Below are 16,393 nucleotides of genomic sequence, written 5' to 3' on the forward strand. Positions count from 1 at the left end.
GGCGGGCTTCTTCTACGAGCCGACCGGCATGGACGTCAACTACAACTTCGAGGTGATGCTCCCGGAGCTCGCCGAGATCTACGCGCTGACCCGCGACCGCACGGTCGTGGGGATGGCCCGGAAGTTCGCGGACTGGTTCGGCTACAACGTCGTCCGCGAACCGGACGGCTCCGGTTCGCTGACCTACGTCGCCACGTCGAGCCGCACGCACGTGTCCTGCTACGACGACGTCCTCCCGGATCCCGACCGGACCAACCTCGCCTCGCTGTTCGTCCCGGAAGTCCCGGACCTGGCCGCGTTCTTCACCACCCGCGAGGACCGCGCCGAGACGCGCAGGCAGTGGGCGGCCACGCCGGGGCCGGCGATCGGACCGGCCAAACAGGACACTTCACCGCGCATCCTCGCGCACGTCCCGTACGGCGAGGCGTTCCCGTCGCGCGGCGAGAAGCAGGCGTCGATCCGGCAGCTGCCTTACCTGCGGTCCACCGACTTCGCCGTCCAGCGGCGGGACGCCGAGCTGAACCAGACGTACGTCTACGTGCGTCGCCCGCAGCTGTACCTGGCCGGGTTCTGGGGCACGCGGCCGTCGACCTACGTCCGGGGCGCGCAGGGCATGCTGTGGCACCCGCGGGCCGGCATGGTCGTCCACTCGCAACAGGACGACACGCAGTGCTGGGCCAGCCTGCTGCCCAGCGGCAGCCCGGACGCCCGCGGCCTGCTCGACGCGACCTACGCCATCGGCGACCGCCCGTGGGACGGCAGCCGGAAGGTGCCCGGCTCCGCGCCGGTCGTCGTCCGGTACGGCCTCGACACGCGGATCCGGACGGACCTGACGATCACGCGCGACACCGTCACCCGAGCGGTCCGCGGGACGACCCCGCTCACCGAGCAGCTCCCGCTCGTCCTGCACCCGGGCGACGACGTGCGCTTCTCCGACGGCACCCCGGTCACGCACGGCGCCGACGCGAGCGCGACGGCGTCAGGGCTGGCGATCCGCCGCGGCGGCACGACGATCGCCGTCGGCTGGGGCACCGCCCTGGCCGCGACCGTCACCGCCACCACCGTCACGTTCCTGCGCGACGGCGCCCGGCGGCTGCACGTCCTGCGCGTCCCGCACCCCGGCGCCCTCACCACGGAGATCCGGCTTCGGTAGCCGGACGGTGAACGTCGACCCGGCGTCCACTTCGGACTCGACGGTGACCGTTCCGCCGTGCGCCGCCACCAGGTGGCGCACGATGGCGAGGCCGAGCCCGCTGCCGCCGGTCTGGCGGCTGCGGGACTTCTCGGCCCGCCAGAACCGGTCGAACACGTGCGGCAGGTCCTCGGCGGCGATCCCGGTGCCGGTGTCCGCGACGGCGATCACCACCTCGTCCACAGTGGACGAAACGTGGATCGTCACGCGGCCGCCGGCCGGCGTGTGCCGGACCGCGTTGGCCACCAGGTTCCCGACGATCTGGCGCAACCGCACCGGGTCGGCGGTCAGCAGCGCCGAACCGCGCGGGGAAACGGTGAGCGTGACGCCGGCCGCGGCGGCCCGGTCGGCGTGCGCGGCGGCGACGTGGCCGGCCAGCTCGGCCGCGTCCACCGGCTCCGGGTGCAGCCGCAGCCGGCCGGCGTCGGCCGCGGCGAGGTCCTGCAGGTCCTCGACGATGTGCTGCAGCAGTACGGTTTCTTCGAGCAGCGACGTCGACAGCGCCCGGTCGAACGGCAGGTGCCCGTCCTCGGCGGCCTCCAGCCGGCCGCGGATGACGTTGAGCGGGTTGCGCAGCTCGTGGGCGATGTCGCTGACCATCGCCTTGCGCTGCTCCTCGATGCGTTCGCGGCGCGCGGTGAGGTCGTTGAACGCGGCGGCGAGGTAGCCGACCTCGTCGCGGGACTTCACCGGCGCCGGCCGGTCCTGCTTCGCGGCCTCGGTCAGCGCGCGCAGCGGCCGCGACAGCCGGCGTGCGACCAGCACGGTGATCGCCGCGGCCAGCACCAGCACGCCGCCGGTCACCGCGAGGATCCGGGTGAGGTTCTCCCGCGACAGCGTGAACGTCGGCAGCTGCGACCCGCCGGGGCCGAGCGTGAAGAGCAGCGCGGGCGGCGCGACGAACGGCGTCAGCTGCGCGCGGCGGGCGGAGTCGACGCAGGCGCGGCTCGGCCCCTGGTCGGCGACGCCGAGCGCGTCGAAGTCGAGGCCCAGCTTCACCTGCTCGGCGCCTTGGGCCTGCAGGCAGCGGTTCACGGCTTCGTCGAGGCTGTCGAGCGCGGTCTGCTCGGTCGGCGTCGGGGTGGCGAGGTCGTAGATGCCGCACTTGGCCGCGAAGTAGCGGGCGGCGAGCGGGTCGAGCCCGGTGAGCTGCGGCCGGCCGCTCGCCCCGGCGCGCACCTGGCTGGGGAAGCCGAACGAGGTGAGGCACGCGGCGGCCTTCCTCGCCAGGCCGTCGAGGTCCTCGCGCTCGTCGACGGGGAGCCGGAACGGGCCCGCCGCGCGCGGGTCGATGCCGCTGGTCCCGGCCTGCGGCAGCAGCACCGGGTCGACGTGCAGCGGGTCGACCGACGCCGTCGCCTTCACCGGCAGCGTGACCGGCTCGCCGCCGGAGTCGCCGAGCACCCGGCGGTCGAGGGTGGTCAGCACGATCCGGCGGCCGGTGCCGGCGGACAGCTCCCGCAGCCGCGGGCCGACCTGGTCCCACGTGTGGTTGGCCGCGGCGAAGCCGATCAGCTCGGTGTAGATGGTCGCGTCGCCGGACAGCGCCTGGCCCTGTTCCTGCTGGATCGCGCGGGTGGTGGTCTGCACGGCCAGCCACGCGGTCGCGGCGATCGAGCCCAGCGCGATCAGCAGGGAGACCGCCGTCAGCCGGACGACGAGACTGCGCCGGAGGGGGAAGCTACGCGTCATTTTCCGCCGTCAGCTTGTACCCCACGCCGAAGACGGTACGCAGGTAGACGGGCTTCTGCGGGTCGGGCTCGAGCTTCTTGCGCAGGTTGAGGACGTGGACGTCGATGATCCGGGTGCTGACGAACCGGTCGTCGCCGCGGGTCAGCTCGAGCAGCTGGCGCCGGGTGAACACCCGCCCGGGCTGCCGGATCAACGTCTCCAGCAGCTGGAACTCGCCGGGTGTGGTCTCGACCGGGCGGCCGTCGACCGACACCTCGTGCCGGACCGGGTCGAGCCGCAGGGCGCCGGCCCGCAACGCCGGGTCGGGCGGCTCGCTGCGGGCCGACGTCCGGCGCAGCAGCGTCCGGACCCGGGCCATCAGCTCGCGGGGGCTGTACGGCTTGGTCAGGTAGTCGTCGGCGCCGAGGTCGAGGCCGAGCAGCAGGTCTTCCTCGGTCGCGCGGGCGGTGAGCATCAGCACCGCCACGTCGGACTCGCCACGCAGGATGCGGCAGACGTCCAACCCGTCGACCTTGGGCATCATCACGTCGAGGACCAGCAGGTCGGGCCGCTCGCGGCGGGCCTCGTCGAGGGCCGCCCGGCCGTCCGGGGCCAGCACCACGGTGTGCCCTTCGCTCTCGAGGTAGAGCCGGAGCACCTCGGCCTGCTTCTCGTCGTCCTCGGCGACCAGTACACGTGCGCACACGGCGTCGAGGTTAGGCGTCCTGACGCGGTCGCCACCCGATCCTGACCGGATCTTCATACGTTGAGGGCACGAGCCAGGTCTTTGTCAAAGTGTTGACCGCGGCCCCGGACGCAGGCAAAGGTCGGATGACAAGGCTGTCGGCTTCGGGAGGCACCGGGTGCGGTATCGGTTCATGGCGGCGGTGGTCGCGACGGCGGTGATCGGGGCGCCCGCCGTCGTCTCAGCGGCTCCGACAACGATGTCACCGCTGGTCGGGGATCCGGCGGCCTACGTCGACCCGCTGATCGGCACCGGCCGGGGCGGCAGCTCGGTCGGCGAGATCAACAACTTCCCCGGGCCGGCGGCGCCGTTCGGGATGATGCAGTTCTCGCCGGACACCCAGGGCGCGTACGCCGGCTACCAGTACCACTCCGACCGGATCCGGGGATTCAGCCTCGACCACGCCTCCGTCGGCTGCAACGCGTTCGGCGACGTGCCGATCCTGCCGGTCACCGGCGACGTCGGCAGCGCGCCCTGGGACCGCACCGAGCACTTCGGCCACGACGGCGAACAGGCCGAGCCGGGCTACTACGCCGTGACGCTCGCCGACTCGAACGTCCGCGCCGAGCTGACCGCGACGACCCGCACCGGGCTCGCGACCTTCACCTACCCGGCCGGCTCGACACCGCAGGTGCTGGTCAAGGGCGGCGCGAGCCTGGCCGGGAACTCCGCCGCGACCTTGAAGATCACCGGCGACCGCGAGGTCAGCGGCTCGGCGACCACCGGCAACTTCTGCGGCAAGGGCAACCACTACACGGTCTACTACGACATCGCGTTCGACCAGCCGTTCACCGCGCACGGCACGTGGGACGGCTCGGCGGTCAAGCCGGGCACCGACAGCGTCGACTCACCGCGGGCGGGCGCGTACCTGACGTTCGCCTCGCAGACCGTGCACGCCAAGGTGTCGATGTCCTATGTGGGCGTCGACGGCGCGAAGGCCAACATGGCCTCGGAAGTCCCGGGCTGGGACTTCGCCGCGGTTCGCAAGTCCACAAGGGACAAGTGGACGCAGGCGCTGGGCAAGATCCGCGTCGCCGGGCGTGATGAGGCTCAGCTCAAGACGTTCTACACCGCGCTGTATCACTCGCTGCTGCACCCCAACACGTTCGACGACGCCGATGGCCGTTACATCGGCTTCGACAACCAGGTCCGGACGCTACCCGCGGGTCGCCACCAGTACGCGAACTTCTCCGACTGGGACACTTACCGCTCGCTCGCGCCGCTGCACGCCATGCTGTTCCCGCAGGAAGCCAGCGACATGGCGCAGTCGCTGACCAACGACGCCGTGCAGGGCGGCTGGTGGCCGCGCTGGCCGATGGCGAACGGCTACACCGGCCAGATGACCGGCGACAGCTCGGTCGCGCTGATCTCGAACCTTTACGCCTTCGGGGCGCGGGACTTCGACGTCAAGACGGCGTTGCAGTACCTGGTCAAGGGCGCGACTTCGGTCGACGAAACGCCGGGGGCGTACCAGGAACGGCGGGGCATCGCGGACTACGTCGCTCGCGGGTACCTGCCGAACAACGACGCCGCACGCGGCGACCACGCCCGCGTCGGCGCGTCGATCACCCTGGAGTGGGCGATCGACGACTTCGCGATCGCGCAGTTCGCGCAGGGGATCGGCGACCGCGACGTCGCGCGCGAGTTCACCCGGCGGGGGCAGAACTGGCAGAACATCTTCAACCCGCTGACCGGCTACCTGCAGCCGCGCGGGCAGGACGGCCGCTTCCCGGACGGCCCCGGCTACGTCCCGCCGCCGCCCGGCAAGTTCGGCCAGGACGGCTTCGACGAGGGCAACGCGGCGCAGTACACGTGGCTCGTCCCGCAGGATCCGGCCGGGCTGGTGACGGCGATGGGCGGACCGGCCGCCACGGCGTCCCGTTTGGACACCTTCTTCCAGAAGCTGAACGTCGGCCCGAACGAGCCGTACATGTGGGCGGGCAACGAACCCGACTTCGGGGTCCCGTGGCTGTACAACCACGTCGGGCAGCCGTGGAAGACGCAGCAGGTCGTCCGCGAGATCGCGACGACGCTGTTCAGCGCGACGCCGGACGGCGAGCCGGGCAACGACGACCTCGGCGCGCAGTCGTCGTGGTACGTCTGGGCCGCGCTCGGCATCTACCCGGCCACGCCGGGGACGCCGGACCTGGTCGTGCACAGTCCGTTGTTCGAGCGGGCGGTGCTGTCGCTGCCTTCCGGGCGGACGATCGACATCCGCGCGCCGAAAGCGCCGGCGACGTACGTCCACTCCCTGTCGTTGAACGGCCGGGACTGGAACAAGACGTCGCTGCCCGCCGGGACGGCTCGCGACGGTGGCCGGCTGGACTTCTCGCTCGTGTCCACTCCGGACAAGCGGTGGGCGGCGGACTCCGTACCGCCGTCCTATCGCGACAGTGAGAAGCCGTTCCTGGCCTCGGCGACCAACCAGGTCGTCGTTTCGCCTGGGAGCACCGGGGAAGCGACCGTGAGCGGACAGCGGCTCGGCGGGCACGACCGCGTGCTCGACGTGACCACGAAGGCGCCGGCCGGGATCTCGGTGACCGGGCCGCGGCAGCTGCGGCTCGACGACCGGACCGGCAGCGGTTCCGCGAAGCTGACCGTGTCAGTGGCCGCCGGGACACCCGAGGGCTACTACCAGGTGCCGGTGACCGTCCGCGGCGGTTCGACGTCGGTGCCGGGCTCGGTGATCGTGCTGGTCGCGCCTCCGGGTGGGCTGGCGGCGGCGTACTCGAACGTCGGCATTTCGGACGACGGTGACACCGGGGCGGCCGACATCGACGGCGCCGGCAACAGCCTGTCGCGGCAGGCCCTGGCCGCGGCCGGACTGGTCGGCGGTCAGACCGCGCAGGCGGTCGGCACGTCGTTCGGGTGGCCCGCGGCGCCGGCGGGCCGGCCGGACAACGTCGTCCCGGCCGGGCAGACGATCCGGCTGTCCGGGACGCGGTTGTCGTTCATCGGCACGGCTTCGAACGGTGACCACCAGGCGTCGGCGACGGTGACGTTCACCGACGGCACCACCGCGGCGGCCGACCTGTCCTTCGGCGACTGGGTGTTCCCGGGCGGCGGCACGGATCCGGTGTTCGGCAACACGCTGGTGGCCCGCACGGACCACCGCAACCAGCCGGGCGGCCCGGGTGGCGGAGCGTCGATCTACGCGACGACGCCGTTCGACGCCCCGCCCGGGAAGCAGATCGCGTCGGTGACCCTGCCTTCCGACAGCAACCTGCACGTGTTCGCCATCGGCCTCGGCTGACGGGTGGGGTCAGGCGGCTTGCTGGGCGTTGTAGACGTTGATCGCCGCGTCGCCGAAGTGCGGGGCTGCATTCCGGCACCTCCCCGTTGCTTGCCCGTTCAGGGGAGGCCGGGCGAGGAGCAGGCACGCCACCGACCCGGCCTGCAGCCGCGGCTCGACGCGCAGCTTGATCAGGACGTTGCTGATCGCCGGCCGGCGGGCGATACCGCGGATGGACAGGCCGTGGCCGAGCAGGCCGAAGATCTCGCGCTCCCGCCGGCTCAGCCGCTCGACGCGGAGGGGGAAGGCGCGGGTGCAGATACTCAGCCGGGGGAGCCGGCGGCGCAGACCTTGATCGGCGCCGCGTGCGCCGGGTCGAGGGCGTTGCGCACCAGGTGCCACACGTTCAGGTCGTAGGCCTCGCCGATGTGGCCCACCGGGTCGAACGGGCAGAAGTCCTGGACGTACTGGTTCTCGACGCCGGGCTCGCGGACGAACGACGTCTCGGTCGGCGTCACCAGCTCGTCGTAGCGGGAGGTGATGATCGTGTAGCCGATGCCGGGCTGGGCGACCGGGCCGGTGTTCAGCGCGACGATCGCGGCGCCGCCGTCCAGCTCGTCGGCGAAGATCGGCAGGCCGATGGTCTTGACGATGGTGTCCCACGTGCTCTTGCCGAGCAGCGTGTAGGCGAGCGTCAGGAGGCCGGACGCGTTCGCGCCGTGCGTCGGCGGGGCGATCGCGACGACCTGGCCGAGCTCGCTCTGGATGCCCTGCATCTTGGCCAGGTAGAGCGACTGAAGACCGCCCTCGGAGTGCCCGACGACGTCGACCTTGGCCGCGCCGGTGGCCGCGCGGACCTTGTCGACGAAGGCCTTGATCTCCAGCGACGACTCCGCGACCGGCTTCAGCCCGCCCACGAAGGGGAACTGCGGGTAGGCGCCGTAGGTCAGCGAGAACGTGCAGTAGCCGCGGGCGGCCAGGTCGGCCTGGAGGAAGTTGAGGTCCTCGTAGTAGGTGGCGAAGGTGCCGTGGAGCAGGACGACGGGGTTCGGGTGGGCCGCGCCCGGGCGGCAGCCGAAGTCGTTGTTCCCGCCGCCGGCCGCCTGGGCCGGGACCGCCGCGCTCAGCGTCAGCACCCCCGCCAGGCCGATCGCGGCCAGCCATCGTTTCGTTCCCCGCGCCATTGCGAAGTCCCTTCGTCTGGTGGTGTGCACAGCATGCGCCGGTTGATCAATGCTGTCTGCTGGCAAAACGCGCAGAAACTTGCCGTGGCCGTTTGTGCATGGTGACAATGTGGTGGTGGATGCCGTCGAGGCGCTCTTCCCGCGGTCCGGGGAGATCGCCGCCGCGATGATCGCCCGGTGCGCCGCCGAGATCCCGGCGTACCGGCTGCTGCCGGCGAGCGTGCTCGAAGGTGACCTGGTCGCCAACGCGATGGCCGTGTTCGAGCTGTTCCTGACCACGGTGGCGGAGGACCGCCGGCCGACGGAGGCCGAGCTGGCGTTGCCGATCGCATGGGGTGCCGAACGGGCTCGCGACGGCCTGCCGCTGGAAGCCGTGCTGCGGATCTACCCGCTGGCCGCGAGCGTGGCGTGGGAGCAGGTGCCCGGCGACCGCGCGGTGCTCGGCGCGCGGATGCTGGCGTTCCTCGGCGAGGTGATGCCCCGCGTCGCGGCGGCGTACCTGCGCGAGCGCGACGACCTCGACTGGGAGCAGCGCGAGGACCGGCAGCACCTCACGGCCAACCTGCTCGCCGGCCGCCCGGTGCGCCGTCGCGAGCTGGCCGAGGCGTACGACGTCGTGGTGTTCCACCTGCCCGCGCCGCCGGCGGCCGCGGACGCCCGTGCGGCGACCGACCTCTTCCGCGCGGTCCGGTCCGATTTGGACGGTCAGCCCGGCTTGCTGGTGACGTTCAAGGGTGACGGGGGCGTGCTGCTGGTGCCGGCCTCGTCGTCCGCCGACGAGGTGGCGGCCCGGGTGGACCGGGTCTGCGGCCGTCCTTGCTTCGCCGCGACGGCCCGCGCGTCGACGCACGCGGACATCCCCTTCGCGCACACGTCGGCACTGGAAATCCTTGCGCTGGCGGAGAACCTGGGCCGCCCGCCGCGGCTCTACCGGCTGGCCGACCTGGCCATCGAGTACCAGATCGCCCAGCCGAGCCCGGCCCGGGAAGCGCTGGCTTCGGTGCTGACGCCGTTGGCGGACCATCCGCACCTGATCGACGCTCTGCGCGCGTTCGTGACGTCGGGCTACAACCGCGGCGAAGCGGCGTCGGCGTTGAGCATCCACCGCAACACGCTGACGTACCGGTTGGGCCGGATCCAGCTGATCACGGGGTACGACGCGACGCAGCCGGCGGACGCCCGCCACTTGGCCGCCGCGATGACGGCTTACGACATCGTGCGGCAGAACGGCTGATTCCCACGGGATAACGCTTGGGTCGCGGTTCTCCCGATCCGTTGCGGATCGGCGCGGGCGGCCGATTCCAGGGGGCGGACACGGAAGAAGTTGATTCCCATGAAACCCGCCGGAATTCTCGTCGCCGTCCTGATCGGAGCGGGCGCCGCCGCGTGCGGGGTGCCGCCGGTGGTCGGGGTGCCCGTCCCCGTCGCCGTGACACCGGCGCCGCCGACGACCAGCACCGCCGTGGTCGCCGTGCCCGCGCCGCCGCAGACGGTCTACGTTCCGCAGCCGCCCGCTTACGTCGCTCCCGTGGACACGTCGGAGGCGCGCACGGTCGTCGCGTACTACGACGCCCTCAACCGCCGCGACTTCGCCACGGCGTGGTCGCTCGGCGGCAGCCGCATCGCGGGCGGTGGCGGGTACGCCAAGTACGTCAACGGTTTCGCGACGACGTCGTGGGACACGCTGACCGTCACCGACGTCCGCGGGAGCACGGTTTCCGTCGTGCTGTCCGCCGTCCAGACCGATGGCAGCACCCGGACGTTCGCCGGCACGTACACCGTTTCCGGCGGCGTCATCACCGGCAGCCACATGACCCGGACGAAATGAGCCAGCCCATGCGTCTTTTCCGCGCCACCGCAACCCTTTCCGCCGTGCTCGCGCTCGCCGCGTGCGGGCTGCCGCGCACGATCTCCGGGACCGCTGGCCAGCCGTCGGTGTCCACAGTGGTCACCACGGCGCCGAGCACACCGACCGTCACCGTGGCCCCGCCGCAGACGGTGGTCGTCCAGCCGCCGCAGACCGTCGTCGTCGAACCGAAGGGCGCTGCCGGTCAGTGGTACGCGCAGTCGAGCTGGATCAACGCCCAGCCGTGGATCACGATCACCCCGGCGGCCGGGCAGACACCGTGCCAGTGGCTCCACGCGCGCGGTTACTCCTACGCGCAGGCGTACGCCGCCTGGGCGCAGAACGGCTACCCGGCCAGCTGGTCAGCCACCGGCGACGGCTATCCGTGCCAGAAGTCCTACGGCATGCAGCACTAACCGTCCAACCGGGACCAGAACGCGGTCAGGGCGCGCGCCACCGGGTGCGGGTCCGTCACCGGCCACCAGTGCCCGACATCGGGGAGTTCGGCGATCTCCGCGCCGGCGGCTTCACCCGCGGCCCGGTGCTGCGCCGGCGTTCCACTGGCCTGGTCGACGTCCGCGAGCGCGATCAGAGCCAGGCCGGGCCGCTGCCGCGCCTTCGCGAGGCCTCGGCCCGCGTCGGCCATCGCCGGCTGGGCGGCCGACCGCAGCAGGGAAAGCACCGCGCGCCCCATGCCGTCGTCCATTCCGGCGGCCACGCGTTCCGCGGCCGGACCGGTCATCCCGAGCGCGTTGACGACCGCCAGCCGCTGCTCGAACGTGCCGCCGAAGATCTCCTTCACCGAGGCCTCGCCCGCCCCTTCCTGTTGCCACACCTGGGCTCGCGCGTGCCAAACGTAACCCGGGTCGAAGAGGCCGAGCGCATCCGACGCCCAGCTGCGGATCAGGTCCGGGCGGGTCATCGCGATTCCGGCGACGTGCGCGCCGCCCCAGTCGTGGCCGACGAGGTCGACCGGTTCGCGGAACTGCTCCAGCCGCGCGGCGAGCCATTCGCGGTAACCCTCGACGGTGGCGGAGAAGCCGTCCGGCGCGGGCATCCCGAAGCCGGGCGGCGACAGCGTCACCACGTCGTCCCGGCCGAGCGCCTCGACCAGCGGGCCCCACACGCCGGAGCTCTCCGGATTGCCGTGCACGAGTACCAGGGGATTCCCCATCTCGACTCCTAACTTGCGTGCATGTACGCAAGTAACTGTAGCAGTGGCCGCGGCCGGAGACCACTGCCGGAAGCTACGGCGTGACGGCGAAGGCCGCGCGCACCGATCGCGTCGCCTCCCGGATGAGGGCGGGGACGCCCCGGACCGGGGGCTGGGCGATGAGCTGGAGCCCGGTCCCGCGGACCAGGGCGACGACCAGCACGGCGGCCGCGGCCGGGTTCGCGTCGGGCCGGACGGACCCGTCGGCGACGCCCTGGCGGACCACGTTCGCCAGGAGCTGCCGGAAGTCGGCGTCCCGGCGGGCGAACAGCGGGGCCAGCGCGGGGTCGGCCGCGATCGCCTCGCCCCACAGCTGCAGGAACGCGCGCGCCGCCGGGGTCCGCCGTACGACGTTGCGCAGGTACGCCTCGACGATCCGCACCAAGTGGTCCAAGCCGTCTCCCTGGTAGCCGGGGACGTCGAACCGCTGCGCCTCGTCGAGCACGGCTTCCAGCAGCCGCTCCCGGCTGCCGAACTGGTGGTAGACGATGCCGCGGCTGTAGCCGGCGGCTTCCCCGACCTCGGCGAGCGTGATTGCCCGGGACCCGCTGCGCGCGATGAGCGCCATCGCCGCGTCCAGCACCCGCCGCTCGGTCTCGGCGCGTCGTTGCTCCTGCGTCCGCCGGGCCGGGCGATCGGTCATGCGTCGTGCTCCCCTGACTGGATCGTGGTCGACGAAGTGTGCCACGAGCCCACCCAGGCGCGGACGACCTCCTCCAGCACCGACAGCGGCAGCGGGCCACCGCCGAGCACCACGTCGTGGAAGTCCTTGAGGGAGAACGCTTCCCCGAGCGCGGCCGCGGCGAACCGGCGCAGGCGCAGGATCTCCAGCCGGCCCGTCATGTACGCCAGCGCCTGGCCGGGGCACTCGATGTACCGGTCGGTCTCGGACTGGACCTCCACCTCGCTGAGCACCGTGTGCGTCCGCAGGAACCCGACGCACTGCGAACGCGTCCAGCCCAGCGCGTGCAGTCCCGTGTCGACCACCAGCCGCGCGGCGCGGACCGAGTCCTCGGCCACCATGCCCAGCCGCATCAGGTCGCTGGAGAACAAGCCCATCTCGTCGGCCAGCCGCTCGGAGTACAGCCCCCAGCCCTCGCCGTACGCCGTCACCGGCGCGATCCGGCGCAGCAGCGGCAGGTCCGTCAGCTCCTGCGCCAGCGAGACCTCGAAGTGGTGGCCGGGCACGGCTTCGTGGAACGCCACCGTCTCGGCGATGAACCGGTCGCGCGTGCGCACCTCGTGGGTGTTCGTGAAGTAGACGCCCGGACGCGAGCCGTCGAGGGCGGCCGGCAGGTAGTACGCGGGCGCGGCGACCGGCGCGTCGGCCTCCGGGACCGCCCGGACGACGCACTCGGCGCGCGGGATGCGGTGGAACCAGTCCGGCGCCGCCGCTGTCGCCCGGGCGACCGCCGCCCGGGCCGTTTCGAGCATCTCCTCCGCGTCCGTCCAGCGGAGGCTTTCGTCGGTCCGCAACCGGCGGCGCACCTCGGCCGGGTCGGTCAGCCCGAACTCGCGGCCGCCGATCTCGGCGTACTCGGCCTCGAGCCCGGCGAGGACGTCGAGACCGAGCTGGTGCAGTTCCTCCGGCGTGTGACCGGTGGTCGTGTGCATGCGCGCCAACGCCGCGTAGTGCGTCGAGCCGTCCTCGAGCCGGCAGAGGCCGGGCCGGTCGTCGGGCCGCCCGCGCCCGACGACGTCGGTGGCGAGGAAGTCCCGGTAGCGCGCCAGCGCGGGCCGGACCACCTCGGCCACCAGCCGGTCGCGGCGCTCGCCGCGGCCGCCGGTCAGCGGCTGGGCGAGCAGCTCTTCCTGCGCGAGGTACCGGTCGAGGAACGCGACCGCGTTGCGCGCGTTGCGGTCCACCGGCGTCCGGCCCGCGCGCAGGCCGTCGCCTTGGCGCCGCGCCAGCGCTTCGTAGAACGCCGGGAGCCCGGCCAGCCGGGTCAGGTAGTCCTCCTCGGCCCGCTCGCCGGACGGCGCGAGCTGCGGCAGGAACGCCAGGTGGCTGATGCCGACAGCGAACATCGGGTCGGCGAGGGTGAATTCGACGACCCGCGCGTCGAGCTGGGTGAGCACGGCCTCCGCCTGCTGGACGACGACGCCGAGCGTCACCCGGTCCGCGTCCGCCGACGCCCGGGCCCGCGCGAGGACGCCGGCCGCCCGCTCCCTGATCCGGGCGTGCCCGGCTTCGGAAGGGTCGGGCAGCTCCGCGTCGTGGCCGGGGATGCCCACGAAGGTCGCTTCGAGCGGCATCCAGGTGCCGAGCACGTCGAGCAGTTCGTCCGCGAGCGCGATGGCGGAGGTCATCTTCCCATTCTGTCGGCGCGGCTCAGCCGCGATCCAGGGGATTTCGCACCGGGGCGAACGCCAGCTCCCGCGACAGCGCGAGCGCCGCTGTCCGGACCGCCGGGGCCAGCCGGTCGAGGTCGAGCTTCGCCGCGTTGCCGGTGATGGACAGCGCCGCGAGCACCCGGCGCCGCGCGTCGAACACCGGCGCGGCGACCGCCGACACGCCGACCTCGTACTCCTCGTGGTTGACGCCGTAGCCGCTCACCGCCGCGCGGGCCAGCTCCTGCCGCAGCCGCCCGGGCGCGACGATCGTGCGCGGCGTCCAGCGCGCCAGCCCGCCGACGGCGACCCGGCGGAACCAGTCGGGCGAGCCGAGCGCGAGGAACACCTTCCCGGTCGCGGTGCAGTGCAGCGGCAGCTTCCCGCCCACCTGCGACTCGATCGGCATCGACCGGCGGCCGCTCACCTTCTCCAGGAACAGCGTGTGCGGGCCGTCCTGCACCGCGAGGTGGATGTTCTCGTGCGTCGCCTCGTACAGGTCCTCGAGGTACGGCAGCGCGGCTTCGCGCAGGTCACGCCGCCGCGGCACGCGCTGGCCGAGCTCGAACAGCTTCATGCCGAGCCGGTACCGGCCGTCGGTGCGTTCCAGGCCGCCCCAGCCGACCAGCTCGGCGGCCAGCCGGTGCACGGTCGGCTTCGGCAGGCCCGTCCGCGCCGTCAGCTCGGCGAGCGACAGCGTCGTGTCCGCGGAGGAGAACGCGTCCAGCAGCGTCAGGCCGCGGGCGAGCACGGACTTCGGCGGGCCGGTCATCCCGTGATGATGATCCGGTGGTCCCGCCGAGGCAACGCCGCTGAGCCGAGCGGTCACCGGATCGCCTCGGCGACTTTGGCGGCCAGCGCGCGCACAGTCAGGTCGGGGGCCACCGAAAGCACGGCCGGCAGCAGCGACGCGTCGGCGACGTACAGGCCGTCGACGTCGTGGGACCGCCCGTCCGGGCCCACGACCGAGCGGGCCGGGTCGTCGCCCATCGGCGCGCCGCCTTGCGGGTGCGCCGCGAACAGCCCGCTCCACACGACATCCCGGGCCCCGGCCGCGCGCAGGTGCTGCACCGCGAACTCCAGCGCCCCGGCCAGCCGCCGCCGCTCGGCCGTCGAGAACCGCTTGCCCACGACGACCTCGCCGCCCACGCCGAGGCCGGCGACGGCGGTGTTGTCGTCGGTGACCAGCACCCGCACCCCCGTCCAGCGCGGGTGGCCGCGCACGACCTCGGCCAGCCGGCCGCCCCACAGCGGCCGGTGCCGGGGGTCGACGAGGCTCGCGGCGAAGGCGACCGGGCCCGGCAGCGCGGCCGGTTCGACGGCGAACCCCGCGCCCGCGTGGGGAGCCGGTGACCGGGCGCGCAGGCCGTACACCAGCCGGGCCGGGCGCAGGCCCAGCGTCCGCCCGGTCAACCGCGCCGACGGTGCGTCGATTCCGGCGGTTTCGTGGGTCTGCAACAGGATCCGGGGGGTCGCGAGCGGGCCGGCCGCGAGCACCACGACCGGGGCCCGGAGCACGCTGTCGCCCGCGCAGGCGACGCCGGTGACCTTCGGGCGCGGCCCCGACGTGTCGACCAGGACGTGCCGGACGTCGTGGCGCCGGCGCACCCGAGCCCCGGCCGCCGGCGCCGGGCGTTCGTACCACGGTTCGAGGTCGGCCGGTCCGAACGGGCCCGCCGCGCCGAGCAGCCCGGTGTGCTCGTGGAACTTCGCGATGTCCGACGCGGGCGCGCGCTCGGCCTTCGCCGGGCCGGGCGCGGTGGGCGGTCCGATCGGCTCATCGTCCACTGTGGACATAAAGCAGGCGTGACCGGGACCGCTGTCGAGCAGCAGCACGTCGGCCCCGCGCGCGGCCAGCACCGCGGCGATCGCCCCGCCGCCGGCGCCGACGACCAGCACGTCGGCCCGATCGGGCCCCCGCCGGCCCGGGGGTGCGTGGTCGCCGTAGAACGCCTCGATCGCCAGCCGCCGGAACCGGTCGAAGGCGGCGCTCCCGGCCAGCCGGGCCAGCGCCGGCGCGTCCGCGACCCCCGCCATGACGCCGATCGCCGCGTGCACCGCGTCCTCGTCGGCGGGGGAGAGGGCGGGCAGGGTCGCGGCGAGGTAGCGGTCCGGGCGCGCGGCGGCCGAGCCGGGGACGAGCAGCTCGCACACCCGCGTCACCACGGTCGCCTCGCCGGCGCCCAGCAGCTGGCTCACTCCGCCCCCTCAAGTGAACGCCGACCCGCCGTCCACGGTCAGCGTCTGGCCGGTCAGGAACCCGCTGCCCTCGTCGCAGACGTACCGCAGCGTCGACACCAGGTCCGCCGGGCTTCCCGTGCGCGGCACCGCCTGGCTCGCCCGGACGCGCTCGAACCCGCCGCCGGCGCCGGTCGTCCGCGCGGCGGTCGCGGTCGTCACCAGCCCGGGCGCGATGGCGTTCACCGTGATCCCGTCCGGGCCGACGGCGTTGGCCAGCGCGCGCGTGAACCCGACCAGCCCGGCCTTCGACGTCGTGTAGGCGACCAGGTCCGGCGGGCCGAGGAAGACGACGGCGGACGCGATGTTCACGATCCGGCCCCAGCCGGCGGCCCGCACGTGCGGCAGCGCGGCCCGGGTGACCAGGAACGGGCCCTCCAGGTTCAGCCGCATGACGTCGCGCCATTCGTCCACAGTGGTCTCTTCGAACGCGATCGGCGGGTAGCTCCCGGCGTTGTTCACCACGATGTGCAGGGCGCCGAAGGCGGCCACCACCTGCTCGACGGCGGCTTCGACGGCGACCGGGTGCGTCACGTCGACCGTCACCGGCAGGAACTCCCCGCCCGCGGCGACCACCCGCGCGGACGTCTCGGCCTGGTTCCCGACGTCCCAGCCGGCCACGCGGTGGCCGAGGCCGGCGAGCGCGACGGCGAACTCCTGGCCGAGCCCGCGGGCGGCCCCGGTGACCACGGCGACCCGGCTGGACGGCATGGCGGGCAGCGTGGCGGCCGGCGCCGCGTC

14 protein-coding genes are annotated in these 16,393 nt (G+C 73.3%); 4 read left to right on the forward strand and 10 right to left on the reverse strand.

The annotated features are described in order from the left end of the window. Positions 1 to 979: 979 nt before the first annotated feature. A complete protein-coding gene (locus ACERZO_RS10460; RefSeq protein ID WP_372664334.1) occupies positions 980 to 2,884 on the reverse strand; it encodes a sensor histidine kinase in 1,905 nt (634 codons plus the stop codon). Further along, on the reverse strand, positions 2,874 to 3,569 hold the full coding sequence (locus ACERZO_RS10465; RefSeq protein WP_372664335.1) for a response regulator transcription factor: 696 nt from the start codon (positions 3,567 to 3,569) through the stop codon (positions 2,874 to 2,876). The genes ACERZO_RS10460 and ACERZO_RS10465 overlap by 11 nt, the downstream gene beginning before the upstream one ends. Positions 3,570 to 3,726: 157 nt before the next feature. On the opposite strand from ACERZO_RS10465, the gene ACERZO_RS10470 reads away from it, so the two are divergent. Continuing rightward, on the forward strand, positions 3,727 to 6,861 hold the full coding sequence (locus ACERZO_RS10470; protein WP_372664336.1) for a GH92 family glycosyl hydrolase: 3,135 nt from the start codon (positions 3,727 to 3,729) through the stop codon (positions 6,859 to 6,861). Between the two features lie 9 nt (positions 6,862 to 6,870). On the opposite strand, the gene ACERZO_RS10475 is transcribed toward ACERZO_RS10470, so the two are convergent. Next, the gene (locus ACERZO_RS10475; protein ID WP_372664337.1) at positions 6,871 to 7,242 is read right to left on the reverse strand and encodes a hypothetical protein; all 372 of its coding nucleotides are present in this window, start codon (positions 7,240 to 7,242) and stop codon (positions 6,871 to 6,873) included. Further along, on the reverse strand, positions 7,164 to 8,024 hold the full coding sequence (locus ACERZO_RS10480) for an esterase/lipase family protein (protein WP_372664338.1): 861 nt from the start codon (positions 8,022 to 8,024) through the stop codon (positions 7,164 to 7,166). The genes ACERZO_RS10475 and ACERZO_RS10480 overlap by 79 nt, the downstream gene beginning before the upstream one ends. A 115-nt stretch (positions 8,025 to 8,139) precedes the next feature. On the opposite strand from ACERZO_RS10480, the gene ACERZO_RS10485 reads away from it, so the two are divergent. The 3 genes from ACERZO_RS10485 (at position 8,140) to ACERZO_RS10495 (ending at position 10,286) form a co-directional block, all read left to right on the forward strand. Beyond that, the gene (locus ACERZO_RS10485; RefSeq protein WP_372664339.1) at positions 8,140 to 9,258 is read left to right on the forward strand and encodes a PucR family transcriptional regulator; all 1,119 of its coding nucleotides are present in this window, start codon (positions 8,140 to 8,142) and stop codon (positions 9,256 to 9,258) included. Between the two features lie 99 nt (positions 9,259 to 9,357). Continuing rightward, a complete protein-coding gene (locus ACERZO_RS10490) occupies positions 9,358 to 9,852 on the forward strand; it encodes a hypothetical protein (RefSeq protein ID WP_372664340.1) in 495 nt (164 codons plus the stop codon). Between the two features lie 8 nt (positions 9,853 to 9,860). Further along, positions 9,861 to 10,286, forward strand: a complete 426-nt coding sequence (locus ACERZO_RS10495) for a hypothetical protein (RefSeq protein WP_372664341.1) — start codon at positions 9,861 to 9,863, stop codon at positions 10,284 to 10,286. Here ACERZO_RS10495 and ACERZO_RS10500 read toward each other — a convergent pair. The 6 genes from ACERZO_RS10500 to ACERZO_RS10525 form a co-directional block, all read right to left on the reverse strand. Beyond that, positions 10,283 to 11,044 (reverse strand): alpha/beta fold hydrolase, encoded by a 762-nt coding sequence (locus ACERZO_RS10500; protein ID WP_372664342.1) that lies wholly within the window; start codon positions 11,042 to 11,044, stop codon positions 10,283 to 10,285. The two genes, ACERZO_RS10495 and ACERZO_RS10500, sit on opposite strands and share 4 nt — an antisense overlap. A 73-nt stretch (positions 11,045 to 11,117) precedes the next feature. Then, positions 11,118 to 11,726, reverse strand: coding sequence for a TetR/AcrR family transcriptional regulator (locus ACERZO_RS10505; protein WP_372664343.1), 609 nt, complete (start codon positions 11,724 to 11,726; stop codon positions 11,118 to 11,120). Continuing rightward, positions 11,723 to 13,393: a DUF885 domain-containing protein gene (locus tag ACERZO_RS10510; RefSeq protein WP_372664344.1), complete on the reverse strand. Its 1,671-nt coding sequence runs from the start codon at positions 13,391 to 13,393 to the stop codon at positions 11,723 to 11,725. The genes ACERZO_RS10505 and ACERZO_RS10510 overlap by 4 nt, the downstream gene beginning before the upstream one ends. Positions 13,394 to 13,415: 22 nt before the next feature. Continuing rightward, positions 13,416 to 14,186, reverse strand: coding sequence for an IclR family transcriptional regulator (locus ACERZO_RS10515; RefSeq protein ID WP_372664345.1), 771 nt, complete (start codon positions 14,184 to 14,186; stop codon positions 13,416 to 13,418). A 53-nt stretch (positions 14,187 to 14,239) separates the two neighbouring features. After that, positions 14,240 to 15,613, reverse strand: a complete 1,374-nt coding sequence (locus tag ACERZO_RS10520; RefSeq protein ID WP_372664346.1) for a GMC oxidoreductase — start codon at positions 15,611 to 15,613, stop codon at positions 14,240 to 14,242. A gap of 9 nt (positions 15,614 to 15,622) precedes the next feature. Further along, positions 15,623 to 16,363, reverse strand: a complete 741-nt coding sequence (locus ACERZO_RS10525; protein WP_372664347.1) for an SDR family NAD(P)-dependent oxidoreductase — start codon at positions 16,361 to 16,363, stop codon at positions 15,623 to 15,625. Positions 16,364 to 16,393 lie beyond the last annotated feature (30 nt).

The organism is Amycolatopsis kentuckyensis, assembly GCF_041679295.1.
GTDB classification, from domain to species: Bacteria; Actinomycetota; Actinomycetes; order Mycobacteriales; family Pseudonocardiaceae; genus Amycolatopsis; species Amycolatopsis kentuckyensis_A.